Source organism: Bacillus sp. ISO11, from assembly GCF_003458115.1.
GTDB classification, from domain to species: domain Bacteria; phylum Bacillota; class Bacilli; order Bacillales; family Bacillaceae_G; genus Bacillus_A; species Bacillus_A cereus.
The window spans coordinates 116,134-133,881 of the sequence record NZ_QXCO01000006.1; the positions used below are offsets into that span (position 1 = coordinate 116,134).

The window sequence follows — 17,748 nt, forward strand, 5'->3', positions numbered from 1 at the left end:
TTTCTATACTTTATTTCTCAGAATTAAATTTCTGCACTGCTTCATCAAAATAAATCCAACCTTTCCAGCCCAAATGAATCGTATCTTTTAAGAAATACTTATCATATTCATGACCAGAGAAATCAACTACTGGATATCCTGCTTTCTCAACCTGTTCTCGAACTTTTTTATAATACACTTCACGGCGTTCTTTCGGGAATCCAGTATAATCATACCAAGGTCCATTGACAGGTACAGAAATAAAGAGTGGTTTGACATTTTTCTCTTTAAATAAATCTAAAATAATTTTTAAATCATCGTATTCTGGTGATTCATCATATGTTTCATTTGCTCTAAAGTTTTTTAAACCTTTTAGTTTTTTCTTCAGATTATTCTTATGATAATACGGATTTTCAATTCCGAATGTATTTGTAGTAGACTCTGCTTTACCTTCTTGTTCTGCGTGTTTACGTGCGTCTTCCCAAGAAATTGAACGAAGTCCGATATTTGTTTTCTCTTTCATCGGTTCGATTTTAAATAAAGAGTTAAATAAATCTCTATGATCTAAAATATTTCGATGCATATAAGCAAGTGGTTTAACTAAACCTGCTTTTATGTTATGTTTCGTATCATTATATACAATACCTTCTAATGAATTTTTTAATATATCATCTTCTTGAACAACTTTATAATCTAATAGCCGTTTCGCGATTTGCTTCTTCATTCCTGGATTTATCTCATCATTAAAAATAAAATGATATGCTTGTTGTTTGGAGAAATTATTAGTGAAATCCCCTTGTGATACACCAGTCTTTGTAAACCATTGTGGTGAAAGAACAAAGACTACTTTTTTACCTTCTAATTCATCCATAGTAGATGTCATATTTAAAATATGAGCTAAACTTTGTGTACCACCAGTTCCAATTAAAAACGGTGTAAAACCAGCTGGATTTACTTTGAAATAATTAGACGGATGATATGCATCCATTCGTAAAAATTCTGATGAACCGTACATCGGTAAATACTGTGAATTCTCTAACATTTTTTGCTGTAAGAAAACACTTTGTAATTTCTCTTTTTGTAAAGAAGTTGCCGCATCTTCTACCTTCTTATCACTAATAAGCGATACTAAACTTTTCGATGGGATTAGAATGATAATGAAAAAAAGCACACACGCTAAAATTATAGGACCAAAAGCATGCTTCATTTTCATCTTCTGTCCCTCTTTCTATCGTTATTAAATTGTAACCCTTGTTTTTGACACGTCATCTTTTCTCTCCTTTGTCTCTATACATGTTCCATTCTATTTATCTATTATATACATGTATGTATTTCCTTCCTTGTTCTATTAAGCCCTATATAAATAGCGCAAGAAAATGTTTCCATAGAAACATTTTAATTATACAAGATTCTACATAAATTTCACACTGGAATTTTAGTAATAATTTTATTTTTTAACAATGAAAAAATATATGAAATGTCTAGAATTCTTTGGATGATGTATGGAGTTCAAAATATGATAATAAGCGCCCGCTATGATCAACTTCATGAGTATATATAAACCCGAGCTTTCGTAAAAGTTTTTTCGAGCTCTCATTTGCTACTTTAACTCTAGCAATTATTCTTGTTACATTCAAAGTCTCTATTGCATATTTAATGGAAGCCTCTGCTGCTTCTAATGCATACCCATTCCTCCAATGTTCTGGGTCAAGAAGATACATAATTTCTATTTCACCTGTTTCATCTACCTTTCTTAAACCACAATGTCCTAAAAGCTTTCCTGTTTCACTATTAAATAACAACCATACCCCGAAGTCATACTGTTCCCAATGTAAGATAAGTTGCCCAATATAATCATTTGTTTCTTCCTTCGACATTCCTCTTGATTTAGCCAGCCATTTGCCAACAGTATCTTTTTTTAATATGTTATAAAACTGATCAATATCTTCTACAATTGGTTTCCTCATAAATAATCTTTTTGTATAAATTACTTTCTCTTCTTCAAACATAGACATCATTTTCCCTCCAAATACTGTTTACAGACTAATAAATTATACTATCAACTATTTTTCTAACTTTAAATAAGAAAAAACAGACTATCACATACGTGAAGTCTGTTTCCCCATTCTTTTATTTTTGTAAATCTGCCCATTTTAAACTTGTAGCTGGACCAAATTGATGTACATATAAATCTTTCACATATGGTTTTTGTAAGTAAGATAATCCACGCTGGAATACCGGTGCAATTACTGCATCATCAAGTAGCATTTTTTCAGCATCTTGCATTGCTTTCCAGCGAGCCTTTTCATCATTACCTAATTCTGTTTTAATCTTCTTAATTAATGCATCATATTCTGGATTTGCATATTCTGTATTATTAACACTGCTTCCAGAAAGGAATACTTCTAAGTAAGTCATTGGATCTGGATAATCTGGTAACCAGCGTGATAACGACATTTCATATTCTTTCTTCTTCTCAAGTGCTAATTTTTGCGTATGCGGCTGTAATTTCACATTCACTTTTAATCCTGATAAGTTTTTCTCAAGCTGCTCTTTAATGTACTCTCCAACTTTTTTAAAGTTTTCTAAGTCATAATTTAATAATTCTAAAGTCACTTCATTTGTACCTGTCTCTTGTTTTGCTTTCTCCCAATATTCCTTCGCCTGTTTTACATTTGTCTTATTAAACTCACCAGACGTACTTCTAAAATCTTTCTTATCTGGGCCCTTTAAAAATCCTTTTGGTACGTAATAGTTCGCTGCAACCGATCCATCATTTAAAAATGAATCTGCGAGTCCCTTCTTATCAAAAACTGTACTTAGCGCAAGACGTGCATTTTTATTTTTAAGAATCGGTACATTTTCATTAAATCGGAAGAAGTACATAACTGGATCTGTATATTGTTTTAGCTCTTTATTATTTTTATATTTATCTACGAATTCTGTAGAAATAACAGCTCTATCAACTTTATCTGTTTCATATAAATTTACCGCAGTTGAAATTTCTTTTACAATTTGATAGTTTACTTCATCTAACTTCACTTCTTTTTTATCCCAATACTTATCGTTTTTCTTCATTGTAAAGCTAGCTTCATGCTTCCACTCTGATAATGTAAACGGTCCATTATATACCGTTTTATTTGCTTCTAATCCATATTTATCACCTTGCTCTTTCGCATATTTTTCGTTAATTGGATAGAAGGATGGTAAAATTAATAATTTCGTAAAATACGGTACAGGATGTTCTAGCTCTACGACGAATGTTTTATCATCCTTCGCTTTTACTCCTAATTCATCTAGACCTAGTTGTTTTTTATTTATCTTCTCAGCATTTTTTACATCGTACGCAATGTATGCATATTGAGAAGCTGTATCTGGATTAATCAATTGCTTCCAAGCGTATACGTAATCATGGGCGGTTACTGGATCTCCGTTAGACCATTTCGCATCACGCAATTGGAATGTATATGTCTTTCCATCTTTACTCACTTCATATTTTTGTGCGCCGGCTTCAATTACTTCATCATTTTTCGATAGACGAAATAGTCCTTCCATTACGTTATTCAAAACGTTAAACGAGACTGCATCTGTTACTTTCCCTGAATTTAACGACGGAATTTCACCCGTTTCTAGTAACTGTAATACTTTCTTCTCATCTTTGGGCTTTGTTGCAGTTTTTTCTTTTGCGCAGCCAACTAAAAATGAAGAAACTAATAGAGTACTAACTAATGAGTAACGAACAACTTTTTTCATTTAAAAACCCCCTCTATTTTTAAGGTAAGTAACGACGAGCACCAGCGTATTCTTCTATATATCCTGGTGTATTTAGCGGTATAATCTCTACCGATCTTTCAGCTCTTGGTGAGTGAATCATATTGCCATCACCAATATACATTGCGACGTGATGGACACTACCTTTCCCTTGATCATGTGCAAAGAAAATTAAATCTCCTTTTTGTAGATTTTCTTTATCAACTGCAACTCCTGCTCTTGATTGCGGTCCAGAATCTCGCGGAATTGTAATGCCGTGCGATTTATAGATCGTATGCGTGAAGCCAGAGCAATCAAATCCAAAACCACTTGTACCAGCCCATATATACGGTAATCCTAAAAACATTTTCCCTGTGTTAATTAAATCATCAGCGGTCGGTTTTGGAATATCAGTTTGAGAACGGTAAACTGTTCCATCATTTTTTCGTAGCCATGCTTTCTGACCATTTGGCAACAATACACGGTATGAAATTGTGTCTTCACTTAATAGCGGCAGTCTTGTATTATAACTGACTTCAAGTGATTTATGTTTTTCAGAAGGATTTATATATAAAATCGCTGTTGGCTTTGTTATTAACACAAAAGGTTCATTTGTTTTATCTGCAAATTCTTGATTATATGTTAATTGCTTTTCAGGCATCCAGCCCGGATAACCTTCTTCATTTCGTGGTGTTGGCTGTCCATGCACTAATACCTTCACCCATTCGCCTTTCTTATCAATAACAGTTACTTCTTGACCGAGTAACGCTTGTGTTTCTAATTTATTTGCATTTGTTAACCATAGTTTCTCGTCAAGTGTCATTGATTTCGTCCATTTCCATAGATCCACTGGATTTGTTGTACTCGGTGTATCGATTGGCCTTAATGAATCAGGTACTGTCCATAACGTTGCAGCAGATACATCTATAAATGCTTTATTATCCTTCTTTTCTTCAGCATTTGCCGATGTAAACGATGAAAATATAAATAAAGTTGTTAAAAATGCAGTTCCTACTTTTTTCATATTTATCCCCCTTAAAAGATAGTTTACTAGTCTCTTCTCCTAAGACTTACTATTCACTGTCGATTGAAGGTTTACCTTTGATCCAGAATAAGTCATTCCTTCTGGCTCTTCCATTAACCAAAGCGGTGCATCAAGATCAAAATAATGAATATTAGGATGCGCTGCCGCTAAATGCGCAACAGCACTAACGGAAAGTGAAGATTCCATCATGCTGCCCACCATACACTTCACACCAGCTGTTTCTGCGATATCTGCAATACGCCATGCTTCACGTATACCACCACATTTCATTAATTTAATATTAATGAAGTCTGCATATCTTCCTTGAACGAGCTTTAATGCGTCACTTGCTGAAAATATACTTTCATCGGCCATAATTGGCGTTTGCACACGATCTTTGACATACTTTAACCCATCCCAATCTTTCGCGTGTACTGGTTGTTCAATAAATTCTATATTTAAATTACGATTTTCCATTTCTTGAATAATAGAGACCGCTTCTTTTGGACTCCAACCTTGATTCGCATCTAAACGTAATATCGTATTTCTTGGTACCACATTTCGAATTGCCTCAATACGTTCCAAATCTAAATGCGCCTCTTTACCCACTTTAATCTTTAATGTTTGAAATCCTTTTTCTATATGTTTCTTCGCTTCTTTTGCCATTAATACAGGCTCATCCACACTCACTGTAATATCGGTATGAATTTCTTTCTTCCCGCCTAACAAGGCATATAACGGCACATTTTGATATTGGCAATATACATCATATAAAGCGATATCTACCGCTGCTTTGGCACTTGAATTTCCAATACAACTCATTTGAATGCCCTGTAGTAACTGCTGAAACTGAATGATATTTTGACCAATTAAACATGAACGCATCGGTCCTAAAATCGCTTCTTCCATTCCGCTGGTGAAATCCCCCGTAATAACTGGCGTTGCGGCTGCAGCCCCCTTACCAATCACTCCTTCGTCTGTATGAATATAAACATCTATACTTTCAATTTCTGTTACAGTACGAAGCGCGGTTTTAAACGGTGTATGCAGTTTTACACGTCTACGATTTACTTTTACATCTGTAATTTTCATTTTGTTCATCCTTTCATTCTCCAATGAAGTGAAATTTTAATCCACCGGAGATTTATACCCACGGATTATTAGGTAAACCTATTGGGCATTTACTCTTCTATCTCTCTACTTTGTTTTCGTTCACTTTTGATGTAGGACGATAATGTGAAATAAAAAAATCCAGCCATAAGAATGATTCTTACGGCTGGATTTTGTCTATGATTGAGTAGACAAAGCAGCAATCTGATTATATTTTTTCTGTGCATCTTTTAGCGCTACAAGTAACGCTTTTTGAGAAGAACCGAAATATCGGTTCTTTACTTCCATTACTAACGCCGGGTCATTTATATTTTTATGTAGAAATAAATATTTAACAAATTGAGATGTTAATGCAATTGTCGCTGAGCAGTCTGCATCTACAATTTCCCCTGTATCCTTAACAAGTATAAATGCTACGAAATAGCTTTTAAACTTTTCAGTAATGGGATTATTTTGAGGTGCTTTCGCATCCCCTACGATATAAATTGTATTTGAAGCGTACACAGCTATCTTCCTTTCTTATACGAGGATAACGGGTTTCTTAATAGTCGTATGAGCGAGGAACTCAACGTTGATTAAAAAATGTATCCGCTTACCTTGTATTATAATATAATTGACAGAATTTTAACAACATTTATTTTAGTGCATATTCCATATTTATGAAAATAGCTTAAACTCTTCATTTCTACAATATGTGATTGTTCCTTGTACCATGACATTCATACATAAAAAACTGCACCCCCAATTGTTAGACGGTGTCTAACAATTGGGGGTGCAGTTCAATGGCTAACTGTTTTTATTACTTTGGCATCACAAATATAGTTTCATTTGACTTAGAAAATTGATACTCTTTTCTCGCTAACTTCAAAATTTCTTCCTCATCGTCTGTTAAATTTTCTATGTTAGTCTTTAAAGAATCTTTATCTTTCTTTAAAGATACTAATTGCTTCTTTTGATCCGTAATCGTATCTTTCTTTTTATCAATTACTTCTTGTTGTTTCGTTAAAATATATTGAACATATAGAGTAGTTGCCGCAATAAAAAGGACCATTAAAATAAGTCGCCTTAACTTCTTTTTATTTATCCTACGCTTGTCACTAGGTTGTGATAATTGCTCTGGTATATTAGGAACATTTACTCGCTCGAGTTTCCTCATTCAAATCCCCCTAACCCATATTTTTCACTACCATCGGCACGTTTTCTTACTAAACTAAATTCTATTCTTATAAAATAAACTCCTTCACAAAAATATCCCATAAATTAACCAATTAAAGATAGCATTCGACGACATTTCCATATTTACACCGATTTTTTTTATACATGCTGCTATAAAATAGTAGTTTCTGTAATTCTTTTTCTACTATTGTAGAAGAGTTTTTTCACACACAAAATTCCTTCCCCACATATCCATGTTATAACATGCTTACAAGGAGGGGGAATATGCATTACCGCACATTAGGTAAAACTGGAATAACTGTTTCTGAAATAGGTTTTGGCGCATGGGCAATCGGTGGTGATGAATGGGGACCTGTTAACGATAAACAATCTATAACCGCTATAAAAAAAGCAATTGAGTGTGGTGTGAATTTTATTGATACTGCGGATGTGTATGGTTTAGGACATAGTGAAAAGTTGGTAGCTACCGCGATTAAAGGACATCGTAATGATATTATCCTATCAACGAAAGGTGGTTTAATCGGACATCACTACGACCCTAATGGAGTTCCTGTATATGATACTCCCGAAAAAATCATCGCCGTATTCGAAACAAGTTTACAACGTCTTCAAACAGATTATATTGATCTTTATTTTTGTCATATTTGGTGGCATAATCGTAGAGAAACAGAAGCATTTCTACGTGCATTTGACATATTAAAACGTGATGGCAAAGTAAGAGCAGTCGGTGTTTCGACTCATGATTTACAATACATTCATCATTTCAATAACAACAACGAAATTGATATCGTACAACTTGATTACAATATATTAAATCGAAAACCAGAAAAAGATATATTACCATTCTTACAAGAGAAAAATCTAGGAGCTGTTATTCGTGGTCCATTAAAAATGGGCATTTTAACTGGAAAATTCACAAATAAAACAATTTTTCCAGATGGAGATTTACGCAAAGATTGGCCAAATGAAACTTGGTTTCAAGAAGACTTACAAACCGTAGAGAAACTTCGGCTGCTCTCAAATAAAAATCAGACCCTAGGGCAACTTGCACTTCGCTATGTACTCTCTCATCCGGCAGTAAGTGTTGTAATTCCTGGTGCAAAAACAGGAACACAAGCACAAGAAAATGCAAATGCATCTGTTCGCCCTATTTTGAGTGATGAAGAGCTTAACTATATTCATTCAATATAAAAAGCCCAATCCGGGCTTTTTAATTTGGCAAACTAATATCATACTCCATTCGCTTCGCTGTGTCCTCCGCAACATGCACACCTAACAAGTTTTTCACAATATGAAATGCCATATTAATTCCAGCTGAAATTCCGGCAGATGTTATAATATGTCCTTCATCTACAAACTTTACATTTTCTATAACTTCAACATTTTGAAACTCATTTTTAAACTTTTCAATACTAGCCCAATGTGTTGTTGCTTTTAAACCTTCCAGTAAACCTGCTTTCGCCAGTAATAGCGCTCCTGTACAAACTGAAGTCATCAGCTTTACTTCTTTCATTTGTTGGCGAATCCATTTTATTACTATTTCATTTTTTATTTCATATTTTCTAGCACCTAGCCCACCCGGAATTATTAAAATATCCACTGGTGGTAAATTTTCAATACTATAATCTGGCTGTACCTTCAATCCATTCCTTGCTGTAATCATTTCCCCATTCTCGCTAACTGTATAAACAGTAAATGTTTTTTCTTCATTCACCTCAGTTACAGAAAAAACTTCAAATGGCCCTGCAAAGTCTAACACTTCTACTTCATTAAATAAAAATATACCAACACTCCATTTATTCATCATAAGTTCACTTCCTGTTTCAAATGATGTAAAAGGTGATTATATCCTTTTTCTAATGCAATATCATACGCTGTTTTCCCATCATTTTTCTTAATCATCTTATTAGCTCCATTTTTAAGGAGCAACATAATTATTTCTTCATTTCCTAATAATGCTGCTTCGTGGAGTCCTGTCCAGCCACCACTTTGCATAATATTTACATCTGATCCTTTTTCAATTAAGAAAGCGACAAGTTCACTTTGCTTGTTCGCAATTGCCGCTTGCAAAGGTGTATTTTCATTTTCGTTTTTCGCTCTACTATGTATATCTGCACCGCTTTCTAAAAGAAAACTCGCTATTTCTTTCTGTCCAAAATAAGCTGCTAAATGAAGTGGTGTCCAGCCATCTTCACTACATTCGTTAACAATACTTGGACTCGCCTTTATAAACTTCACTACTTTTTCCTTATTACCACTTATAACAGCTTGTGCTATTGATTGTAAATGCTCCATAATAATCTCCCATCCTTCAAAATATTTAAGCATCTCCTTCTACATGTTCTATTAATTATTATATTTTCCTTTTAAAATCTTAAGTTTACATAATAATATTATATATATTACTTTTTTGTGCTTAATGGCTGAATAGCAATAATGTTAAAAATACTGCCTTTAAACAATGAAGATCATGATTTCATTAGAGTTACTGAAAAAGCAAGCAAAAAACTATACACATAGTTTTCATCATATTTGTTCAGTTTCATGAACTAAAACAGGTAATGTTTATTCTGCTATTTATGCTTTCAACATATCAAATAATATTATTCCAATAAAAAAACAATCCCTTTTTAAAATGGATTGTTTTTTTATTTCTTTTTTATACTGTTTATTTTATTTTTGTATTTTCAATGATGAAATAATTACATTTACAAAAATGAAACGATACTATCTTAAACCCTCTTATAGTAAATTTTTCGTTTGAAAACAAAAAACACACTTCTACCTTACGATTGAAAAAAACATATGTAAAAGTCTCTAAAACAGCTGCCTTATCATACTAATCTATAGCAATTCTGTCTTCTTCCCTTACCTGTTTCCTTTAACACATACGATTTTAAAACTAGCGCCGTTAATGAATCTGTTAATGTTTTATATGATAAATTTGATAATGCCAATAGATCGTTCGTATATAGCATTCTATGCTTCTCTAATAATAATAGTACTAATCGTTCAGACGGTTTTAATGCCTCATCACTTTCTAGTATAAAGTCTATATTTTTCATTTCTCTAATTATTACTCCTTATATAAAAAAATACTTTAGACGCTTATTTAATATAAAAATAATACATAACAAAATTATAAATATATTAAAATAGCACCATCTAAAAACACTATTATACTATAACATAGAAGTAGTGTTTCCCCAAATAGGAAATGCTTTTTTATATCGCTTATAAGATTCTTGCAAACCTACATAATATTTTGTACCATTACCCGCCAAGTTTTCTTCTAATTTCGCTGCTCATCCTGATGTATTTGTAATCAATGAAGTTCTTCTAAATTTATAAACAAATAAAAAACGGTTCGTCTATCATGCCCTAAACATGAATGACAACCGTTTTCCAGCTTCTTCTTAATTAACATGTTCTATCTTAAATATTTCTTGCAATATGCGGCTTACTGTAATGACTTGTTCCACCGCCACCAACTACTACTTTACCGCCTTTTTCGAAAATTAATAATTTACTTGAACCATCTGCAAGAAGCACTATTACTTCAGCATTATTACTTGTTGCTACATAAATTACATAACCACTCTTTGATATACAAGTTTCCCAATTCGAATCAAATTCTGATCTTACTACACGATTTGAATACACTTGATTTTCAATTCTATCTTGTTCTACGTTTTCCAAATTGATTCCTCCCACTTCACTAAAATAGCATTTATAGGAAAATAACAGCCCTATATAAAATAGTAGCCGACTTTAACATAAATAGTATATGTAATTAGTAGGAGAATGCTTGGGCAACGAAAACGAAATAGACTTCAAAAATTTCACAATTGAAACTTCTCTTTAATCATTTCCGCTACTTCTTTTGCACTCAAATACGTATTATTAATTTTTATATACTCTTCTTTTTCAATTTCACCATGAAGAGAGTTTAATCTATGCTTTTTCATCGTTTCTTTCAAATTATTTTCAGACCACTCAATATCTCTTTTTTTCGGTTTATGTTCTAATCTATTCGGGCTTTTATTTCGTTCTAATCTTTCATCTAATTCCGCTTCCAGCTCTACAAAATACACTGTTCCACCTTTTGATTCAAAAATACTTTCTACATGATGTATATAATCCCAATCCGCTTGGAGGTCAAATGCCCATATATACGTAAAAATCATTCCAGATAAATCACTTTTAGATACTTCTTCAAATATTTCATTACGAAATAAACTTACTAGTCTTTTTGCTTCTTTCGTACTGTAATCAAAAATTGGACTTACTAAATCAATTGTCATGTGGTTATGAAAAAGTTTTAAACCGGTTAATGTTGCTAATTCTTGCCCCACTGTCATTTTTCCAACTGCTTGTGGGCCAAATATTAATATAAGTTTCATTTATTTCCCTCCAATCTTTCTCTATAAACCATTACATAAAATAAAAAATAAGGCAGCCGATTTTAAATCGATTGCCTTATTTTTTATTCATAGTTTTAGTTCTATTCTTTTCGCACAGCTTCAAAAGTAATCATTTGATTTGCATTTGACGGTTCTTTTTCATAATCATATTCAGCAGAGCACGTAATATTAGAGAAACCTATACTTTCTAAAAGAAGTTTAAACTCTTCTATTCCATACCAGCGCAGCGCAAAGCGTTGTAGTTCTGTTTGTACTAACTGTCCTTTACTCCACTTTTCATATTTCAAATATGATACAGTAACTTGGTTCAGCCAATCTATTTCAATTGATTTATTTTCTAATGTGATTCCGTCTCCACTCGGCAAAGAGAAAGTCGATGTATGAATTTCCCCAGTCTTCCAGTCATGCGGAAGCATAATATCTACGATTAATCGTCCATCTGGATTAAGATGTTCATAAAAACATTTCAATGCATTTATAGAATCCACACAATTTTCAATTAAACAAAAAGATCCAGTAGGAATGATAATTGTGTCATATTTATGCGGAAGTGAAAATTGTTGCAAGCTTCCTTCATATAAATTAGGATGTAAGCCTCTCTCTTTACAGCGCTTACGGCAAGAATCTAGCATTTCAGGTGAATAATCTATCCCATCCACTTTAAAACCAGCCTCTAGAAGCGGAATGATGACACGTCCTGAACCTACTGCGGCTTCGAGGATTCTTCCTCTACAATCTTTTAAACGTTTTTTGTAATACTCAATATCACCATTTAAAGAATAACCGACTGGTTTTGTGTAATCATACAGTTCTGTACAAAGTGTACTATAAAAGCTAAACATTTATTTTCTCCTCCGTTTTTACGTACGGAAGATTTCAATTCAACTAATCTTCCTGCACCTCTGATTTTAATGATATTTCCAAAGAGCTGACTGTCATAATATATCACTCACTTTCCATAGAATATAATGATATTGTATTACATAACCTTCCAATTTGAAATATAAAAATTAAAAATTCAGACTACAAATTAAAGAGCTTACTTTAGTAAGCTCTTTAGAAAAAATATTTATTTCACAATCGGCAATGTCACTTCACTTAATTTCACTGTAAGTTTCGTGCCAGCTTTCGGTCTAATTGTATAATCATAATCACTTGCAATTAAAACAACTCCGATTTGATGCCCCGCTTTAAATACATAATCATCTGGCTGCATGTCCCATGTAAATGTATAATCTTTGCCCGGTTGAATCGCTGTTGAATTTTCTATACTCTTTAAGTTTTGTGGATCCATCCAGCCTCTCGTTACGATTTCCGGCTTCGCTCCTCCATAGTCAACAAGTAATGCTGTTAAATTTGATACAGATCGATCAATATTTCCTGTAATTGAAATCTTTGGTGTACCACTTATACGCGTATCTTTTTGCAGTACAGGCATTGTATATACTAATCGATTTGCTACTTCTAATTCTGGGTTTGCTACTAATTGGTTTGATTTCATTTGTGCATCATCTAAGAATGAGAAAACTTTATTAGCCGATCCCATACTTAATGGCAAATTGACTAATTTATTACTTAAATACATACGGATTTTTGAAGGTACAGCTGATGGATCTGGCCAATTTTTTATCTTTTGCCACGTTTTATTTTCTCTTTGCACATCAACCATTGGTTCATCCATAATTCCATTTTCAATTCCGTATAACCAATAATCTAACCATTTATTTTGTGTTTGCTGCCAGTTATTACTTGATGTCCCACCATGACCACCTTGATGTAGCCACATTTTACGAGGAACATTATTTTCTCCAAGTGCTTCCCACCATTGCGCGAACTGTTTTGTTTTAACATTCCAATCGTTTAAACCATGAACAACAAATACACTCGCTTTTACATTTTTAGCATCTTTTACATAGTTACGTTTATCCCAAAAATCATTATAATTACCTGTTTTTCTGTCTTGTCCAGCCGTTAACTCTTTTATAACTTGTCCGCAAACTTCAGGGTTTTCCCTTGTCAGTACTGCTTCTGCCATATTATCTGTATCTTCCCCTTGATATCCGCCTGGAGCAATGACTGCACCATTTGCACGATAATAATCATACCAACTACTAATTGCTGCGATTGGAATAATTGTTTTTAAACCTTCGACTCCAGTAGTCGCAACAGCATTTGGTAAAGTACCATTATAGGAAACTCCAGTCATACCTACATTTCCTGTAGACCAATTTGCCTGAACTTCCTCACCCTGTTCTGTAAATGCTTTCGCGCGACCGTTTACCCAATCAATAACAGATTTTGTCCCGAGTATCTCTTGTTCATCTCCAGTTGTAGGGCATCCATCTGATTTTCCAGTACCGATACTTTCGCCTAGAATAACTGCATAACCTCTTGGCACGTAATAGTTCCCATACGAACCAAGATTAACCGCTCCATACGGTTTTCCTTCATACGCATACAATTCTTCATCTACATTATATACAGGAACATCTTTTAATCCAGATCGATATGGACTCATTTCATAAATAACAGGAACTTTCACATTCGGATCTGTCTTTGGACGCATAACTTTTATCGATACTCTGTCTTTCTTACCGTCTCGATCACTATCAACTTCTGTCTCTACATATAAATTTTCGATAATAGCTTCATCGAGAGAATAAATCGGTTTTGTCATCCCATTTTCTAATTCAATTTTCGTACTTTTAGTCTCTTCCTTCTTCTCTGCATGCACATCCATAGTAAAGCTAGGTATAATTGTTGCAGATAGCATTGCTGACAGTGTAATTGCCATTTTCTTTTTACTCAAAATGTTCCCTCCCCTTATTCGTTCTCTTTACTATATAACAAAATAACTGAAAATTCAGTTTTATTTTATATAAAAGTTGAGAAACTCAAAGATTTCTTATTAAGTAAAATTTAATGCAGGTATGAAAGTATTTTCCCACTTCCTCCTTCTTTATAAAGTGAAACTTTAATCAGCCCTCACCAATTGGGTGTTTACGATCAGCAGGGCCACTTCTTTGCTTTCGCTGAATTTTGAGGTGTGGTCTTACTGCCCGGCAAATAGCGGGATAAATAGAGAAAAAGACAACCGATATTTCTATCGCTTGCCTTACATTCCATTTATTATTTTTCTAACTCTTTAAAGGTATCTTTCAAGTCTTTATCAGATACCTTTATATCTGCATTTTTAAGCAGTTCTCTAGTAACTTGTTGATGGAATTGAGGATCTTGTATACGTTGCTGTTCTAATTCTTTACGAATATTCTCTTTCTCTTCCTCATACGGTTTAAGCTCTTTTTTATCCGTTAGCTTAATAATATGATATCCGAAAGAAGATTTAACAGGTTCACTCAATTGACCAACTTCTAACTTATACGCAGCATCCTCAAATTCTTTCACCATCATACCAGGTCCAAATTCAGATAGTTCCCCACCTTTTTCTTTAGAACCTGGATCCTCTGAATATTGTTTAGCCAATGCCGCGAAATCTTCGCCACTATTTAATTTTTCTTTAATTTCTTTTGCTGTCTTTTCATCTTTTACTAAAATATGGCTAACTTGAAGCTTTGGCTTATAATGATCTTTAATATCTTTTTCCGTTACGGTTGCTTTAATAGCTTTTTCAAAAGCAAAAGTAAGCTTTAATTTCTCTTTCAACTGATCTTCATTTTTCACACCATTAGATTCCATATATGTATTAAAATTATCGCCCATCTTGTCTTTTAATTCTTTTAGTTGTTTCGTTACCTCTTCATCCGTAACTTTATATTTATCATTTAATACTTTTTCTACTACCATTTCAGATAAATTCTGTTTCCCGTAGTTTTCTTTTAATTTTTTGTTAAAATCACTTTCTGAAATGCTTCCTGATTTTGTCGTTACAATATTATCTGATGAACCACATGCAGATAAAGATAACGTCATACCCATTAAAATGCTACCAATTACTAATTTCTTTCTTTTCAAATCTGAATACCTCACTTCATTAAATTCAAATATAACTATGTAAATATAACGTTTTCCTGTGAACTTCACGTGAATTTAATGAAAGTAGAACATTTGCTAATTCTCCATTTAATACATCAATTTTGAAAATTATGGTGATTCATCCTGTATCGCTAATCTCTAAAGCTGCAAAAAGGACTAATATTTTCATTAGTCCTTTTTCACATTTATATAAAATTGAATTTCTCCATCTATAGAGGAAACTCCATATTCAAAACCATGCCTTTCTAAAATACTTTTCACTATCGCTAAACCTAATCCTGTACCTGATTTTTCTTTACTACGAGAAGATTCTAGTACATAAAAAGGCTCCCAAATTTTCTCTATATCCTTAATTTTATCCGTAGGAATGCCATTTTTTATTTGGAAATATATACTTTTATTTCTATCTTCTAATGTAATTATTATGTTTTGATTTGCTGTATATTTTATCGCATTAGAAATTAAATTTTGAAACACCATTCTCATTTTATTTAAATCTGCATAAACGATTGTATCGCCCGCATTACAATTTACTTGCAAGTTAATTTCTTTCGAATCCAGTTCAATCTGATGCTTATCTAATATACTCTGGACCAGTGGTTCAATGGGGAATTCTTCTTTTTGTAAAATATCTCTTTCTAGTTTAGAAAATCGTAATAATTCTTCAATTAAGTTTGATATTTGATCTGTTTGTTTAATAATTGTATCTACATAAGTCCCATCATCTAATCCATCTTTAATCCCCATAGAGTATGCTTTTACTAATGCGATCGGTGTCTTTAATTCATGCGTTACATCACCCATAAATCGTTTTAAATGTTCATTACGATCAGTTAAGTCTTGATGTGCTTCATGTAGTTTTTCACTCATGATATTAATACTATTGGCCAACTCTCCTATTTCATCATTCGTTTTCACTTTCGTTCTTTTAAACTGCAAATGTGAAATATCCTGAGCCACATCACTTAACTCTTTCAGTGGTGTCGTTATTATTTTTGAAAGTATCCACACAAGTAAAATAATAAGAAGGAGCGAGAAACATAGGATATATAAGTAAAATGTATTTAACGTATTTATAATTTCATTTGAATTCGCAATGGAAGTCCCAATTAAAATTATCGTATCATCTTTCGCAATATATTTAGCAAAAAAACTCGCTTTTACCTTTCCTTGATCGTACAGTTTATTCGATTGCCCTTCCGTCTTCACTTTCATAACTTCGTCTTTCGTAATCCAAAGCTTATTTAACGTTACTTTCTTTTTCGTAAGTTGCATGCGTAACGCGTCGTTCATAGCATCTTCTGACTGATTAATTGGCGTATACGCAATTGTAACATTATTTTCACTTTCAATTGTATGAATAACATCTTCTAAATCATTGACTGGCGCATTTTGTATTTGAGTTGTAAATTCATTTAAGTTTTCACGTGTTTTATAAATATTATATTTCGGCAGGAGAAAGTTAATTAATAATAAAGAAATTGTAAATATAAGAATAACGGTTAAAGAAATGCTGAGAAATAGCTTTTTCCCAAGTTTATTCACTTTGTTCCTCCAAACTATAACCCAGCCCACGATGCGTCTTAATAATATTTTCTCCAATTTTTTTACGCAGCCTTCTTACATGTGTATCAACCGTTCTCTCTTCTCCAAAATAGTCAAATCCCCATACAATGTCTAACAATTTTTTACGAGTTAAAATAGTTCCTTTATGATTTAAAAAGCATTTTATTAATTCGAGCTCTGTTTTTGTAATTTCTAACTCTATATCATTTTTATATACTTTATTTTTGGCGAAATTTATCTTTACATCTTGTACTTGAATAATATCATCATGCTGAATAAGTTTTTTCGCTCGTGTAATTAGTACTCCTGGATGAAATGGTTTTTTTACGTACTCATCTGCCCCACTTTGAAGCGCTGCTAATTCATCTTCACTTTCACTTTTCGCCGTAAGCATTAATACTTTTACGCTTGAATTCTTTTTTATTTCCTGACAGACAGTAATACCACTATGTTTCGGCATCATCCAATCCAAAATAGCTAAATCAATTTTTTCATCATAAAATATTTGAAGTGCTTCCTCTCCGTCTTTCGCTAATAATACTTCAAAGCCTTCTTTTTCAAAATAAGCTTTTAAAATCCTTAACATATCTTGTTCGTCATCTGCAATTAAAACTTTCATATTTTTTCCTCCATTGCTTTTAAACAAAAACCAATTGTATCATACAACATCTTTGTTACATGAATGTGACAGAAAAATATTTAAAGCTTTTGAGGGGATAGTAATGG

General features: G+C 32.9%; 18 protein-coding genes. 1 reads left to right on the plus strand and 17 read right to left on the minus strand.

Annotated features, from left to right (window positions below; all coding sequences use genetic code 11):
• Positions 1–10: 10 nt before the first annotated feature.
• The 7 genes from dltD to D1166_RS08450 all read right to left on the minus strand — a co-directional run bounded on the left by dltD (position 11) and on the right by D1166_RS08450 (position 7,019).
• Positions 11–1,192: a D-alanyl-lipoteichoic acid biosynthesis protein DltD gene (dltD, locus tag D1166_RS08420; RefSeq protein ID WP_097855965.1), complete on the minus strand. Its 1,182-nt coding sequence runs from the start codon at positions 1,190–1,192 to the stop codon at positions 11–13.
• A gap of 268 nt (positions 1,193–1,460) precedes the next feature.
• Positions 1,461–1,994 (minus strand): GNAT family N-acetyltransferase, encoded by a 534-nt coding sequence (locus D1166_RS08425; protein WP_000061613.1) that lies wholly within the window; start codon positions 1,992–1,994, stop codon positions 1,461–1,463.
• A 115-nt stretch (positions 1,995–2,109) separates the two neighbouring features.
• Positions 2,110–3,732 (minus strand): peptide ABC transporter substrate-binding protein, encoded by a 1,623-nt coding sequence (locus D1166_RS08430; protein WP_097855964.1) that lies wholly within the window; start codon positions 3,730–3,732, stop codon positions 2,110–2,112.
• Positions 3,733–3,751: 19 nt separating this feature from the next.
• Entirely contained in the window at positions 3,752–4,753 is a 1,002-nt protein-coding gene (locus D1166_RS08435) for a C40 family peptidase (RefSeq protein WP_050821894.1), read from the minus strand.
• A 39-nt stretch (positions 4,754–4,792) separates the two neighbouring features.
• Positions 4,793–5,854, minus strand: a complete 1,062-nt coding sequence (locus D1166_RS08440; protein ID WP_001038458.1) for a dipeptide epimerase — start codon at positions 5,852–5,854, stop codon at positions 4,793–4,795.
• 186 nt (positions 5,855–6,040) lie between these two features.
• Positions 6,041–6,367, minus strand: coding sequence for a DUF3870 domain-containing protein (locus tag D1166_RS08445; RefSeq protein ID WP_000271312.1), 327 nt, complete (start codon positions 6,365–6,367; stop codon positions 6,041–6,043).
• Between the two features lie 295 nt (positions 6,368–6,662).
• Positions 6,663–7,019: an FtsB family cell division protein gene (locus tag D1166_RS08450; protein ID WP_001228371.1), complete on the minus strand. Its 357-nt coding sequence runs from the start codon at positions 7,017–7,019 to the stop codon at positions 6,663–6,665.
• A gap of 284 nt (positions 7,020–7,303) precedes the next feature.
• Between D1166_RS08450 and D1166_RS08455 the strand changes: the two genes are divergently transcribed.
• The gene (locus D1166_RS08455) at positions 7,304–8,230 is read left to right on the plus strand and encodes an aldo/keto reductase (protein ID WP_000559359.1); all 927 of its coding nucleotides are present in this window, start codon (positions 7,304–7,306) and stop codon (positions 8,228–8,230) included.
• A 19-nt stretch (positions 8,231–8,249) separates the two neighbouring features.
• On the opposite strand, the gene D1166_RS08460 is transcribed toward D1166_RS08455, so the two are convergent.
• From D1166_RS08460 to D1166_RS08505, 10 genes are all read right to left on the minus strand, one after another.
• Positions 8,250–8,846: a DJ-1/PfpI family protein gene (locus D1166_RS08460; RefSeq protein WP_000981432.1), complete on the minus strand. Its 597-nt coding sequence runs from the start codon at positions 8,844–8,846 to the stop codon at positions 8,250–8,252.
• Positions 8,843–9,334 (minus strand): ankyrin repeat domain-containing protein, encoded by a 492-nt coding sequence (locus D1166_RS08465; RefSeq protein WP_000400681.1) that lies wholly within the window; start codon positions 9,332–9,334, stop codon positions 8,843–8,845. The genes D1166_RS08460 and D1166_RS08465 overlap by 4 nt, the downstream gene beginning before the upstream one ends.
• A gap of 539 nt (positions 9,335–9,873) precedes the next feature.
• Positions 9,874–10,104: a hypothetical protein gene (locus D1166_RS08470; protein ID WP_000789031.1), complete on the minus strand. Its 231-nt coding sequence runs from the start codon at positions 10,102–10,104 to the stop codon at positions 9,874–9,876.
• A gap of 370 nt (positions 10,105–10,474) precedes the next feature.
• Positions 10,475–10,738 carry a hypothetical protein gene (locus D1166_RS08475; protein ID WP_000432429.1) on the minus strand — a complete coding sequence of 88 codons (264 nt, stop codon included), beginning with the start codon at positions 10,736–10,738 and terminating at the stop codon, positions 10,475–10,477.
• A 143-nt stretch (positions 10,739–10,881) separates the two neighbouring features.
• Positions 10,882–11,442: an AAA family ATPase gene (locus D1166_RS08480; protein WP_000767062.1), complete on the minus strand. Its 561-nt coding sequence runs from the start codon at positions 11,440–11,442 to the stop codon at positions 10,882–10,884.
• A 101-nt stretch (positions 11,443–11,543) separates the two neighbouring features.
• Positions 11,544–12,305 carry a class I SAM-dependent methyltransferase gene (locus D1166_RS08485; RefSeq protein ID WP_097855963.1) on the minus strand — a complete coding sequence of 254 codons (762 nt, stop codon included), beginning with the start codon at positions 12,303–12,305 and terminating at the stop codon, positions 11,544–11,546.
• A 227-nt stretch (positions 12,306–12,532) separates the two neighbouring features.
• Positions 12,533–14,272, minus strand: coding sequence for a Xaa-Pro dipeptidyl-peptidase (locus tag D1166_RS08490; protein WP_000038302.1), 1,740 nt, complete (start codon positions 14,270–14,272; stop codon positions 12,533–12,535).
• A 320-nt stretch (positions 14,273–14,592) separates the two neighbouring features.
• Positions 14,593–15,435: a peptidylprolyl isomerase PrsA gene (locus D1166_RS08495; RefSeq protein ID WP_002103226.1), complete on the minus strand. Its 843-nt coding sequence runs from the start codon at positions 15,433–15,435 to the stop codon at positions 14,593–14,595.
• A 189-nt stretch (positions 15,436–15,624) separates the two neighbouring features.
• Positions 15,625–17,001: a sensor histidine kinase gene (locus D1166_RS08500; protein WP_001037252.1), complete on the minus strand. Its 1,377-nt coding sequence runs from the start codon at positions 16,999–17,001 to the stop codon at positions 15,625–15,627.
• A complete protein-coding gene (locus D1166_RS08505; protein ID WP_000865979.1) occupies positions 16,994–17,641 on the minus strand; it encodes a response regulator transcription factor in 648 nt (215 codons plus the stop codon). Before D1166_RS08505 ends, D1166_RS08500 begins: the two co-directional genes overlap by 8 nt.
• Positions 17,642–17,748: the final 107 nt, after the last annotated feature.

Bases quoted from the DNA above. Each gene is read 5' to 3' on its own strand.
- dltD (WP_097855965.1), bottom strand. From the start codon at position 1,192: ATGAAAATGAAGCATGCTTTTGGTCCTATAATTTTAGCGTGTGTGCTT.
- D1166_RS08425 (WP_000061613.1), bottom strand. From the start codon at position 1,994: ATGTCTATGTTTGAAGAAGAGAAAGTAATTTATACAAAAAGATTATTT.
- D1166_RS08430 (WP_097855964.1), bottom strand. From the start codon at position 3,732: ATGAAAAAAGTTGTTCGTTACTCATTAGTTAGTACTCTATTAGTTTCT.
- D1166_RS08435 (WP_050821894.1), bottom strand. From the start codon at position 4,753: ATGAAAAAAGTAGGAACTGCATTTTTAACAACTTTATTTATATTTTCA.
- D1166_RS08440 (WP_001038458.1), bottom strand. From the start codon at position 5,854: ATGAACAAAATGAAAATTACAGATGTAAAAGTAAATCGTAGACGTGTA.
- D1166_RS08450 (WP_001228371.1), bottom strand. From the start codon at position 7,019: ATGAGGAAACTCGAGCGAGTAAATGTTCCTAATATACCAGAGCAATTA.
- D1166_RS08455 (WP_000559359.1), top strand. From the start codon at position 7,304: ATGCATTACCGCACATTAGGTAAAACTGGAATAACTGTTTCTGAAATA.
- D1166_RS08460 (WP_000981432.1), bottom strand. From the start codon at position 8,846: ATGATGAATAAATGGAGTGTTGGTATATTTTTATTTAATGAAGTAGAA.
- D1166_RS08465 (WP_000400681.1), bottom strand. From the start codon at position 9,334: ATGGAGCATTTACAATCAATAGCACAAGCTGTTATAAGTGGTAATAAG.
- D1166_RS08470 (WP_000789031.1), bottom strand. From the start codon at position 10,104: ATGAAAAATATAGACTTTATACTAGAAAGTGATGAGGCATTAAAACCG.
- D1166_RS08480 (WP_000767062.1), bottom strand. From the start codon at position 11,442: ATGAAACTTATATTAATATTTGGCCCACAAGCAGTTGGAAAAATGACA.
- D1166_RS08485 (WP_097855963.1), bottom strand. From the start codon at position 12,305: ATGTTTAGCTTTTATAGTACACTTTGTACAGAACTGTATGATTACACA.
- D1166_RS08505 (WP_000865979.1), bottom strand. From the start codon at position 17,641: ATGAAAGTTTTAATTGCAGATGACGAACAAGATATGTTAAGGATTTTA.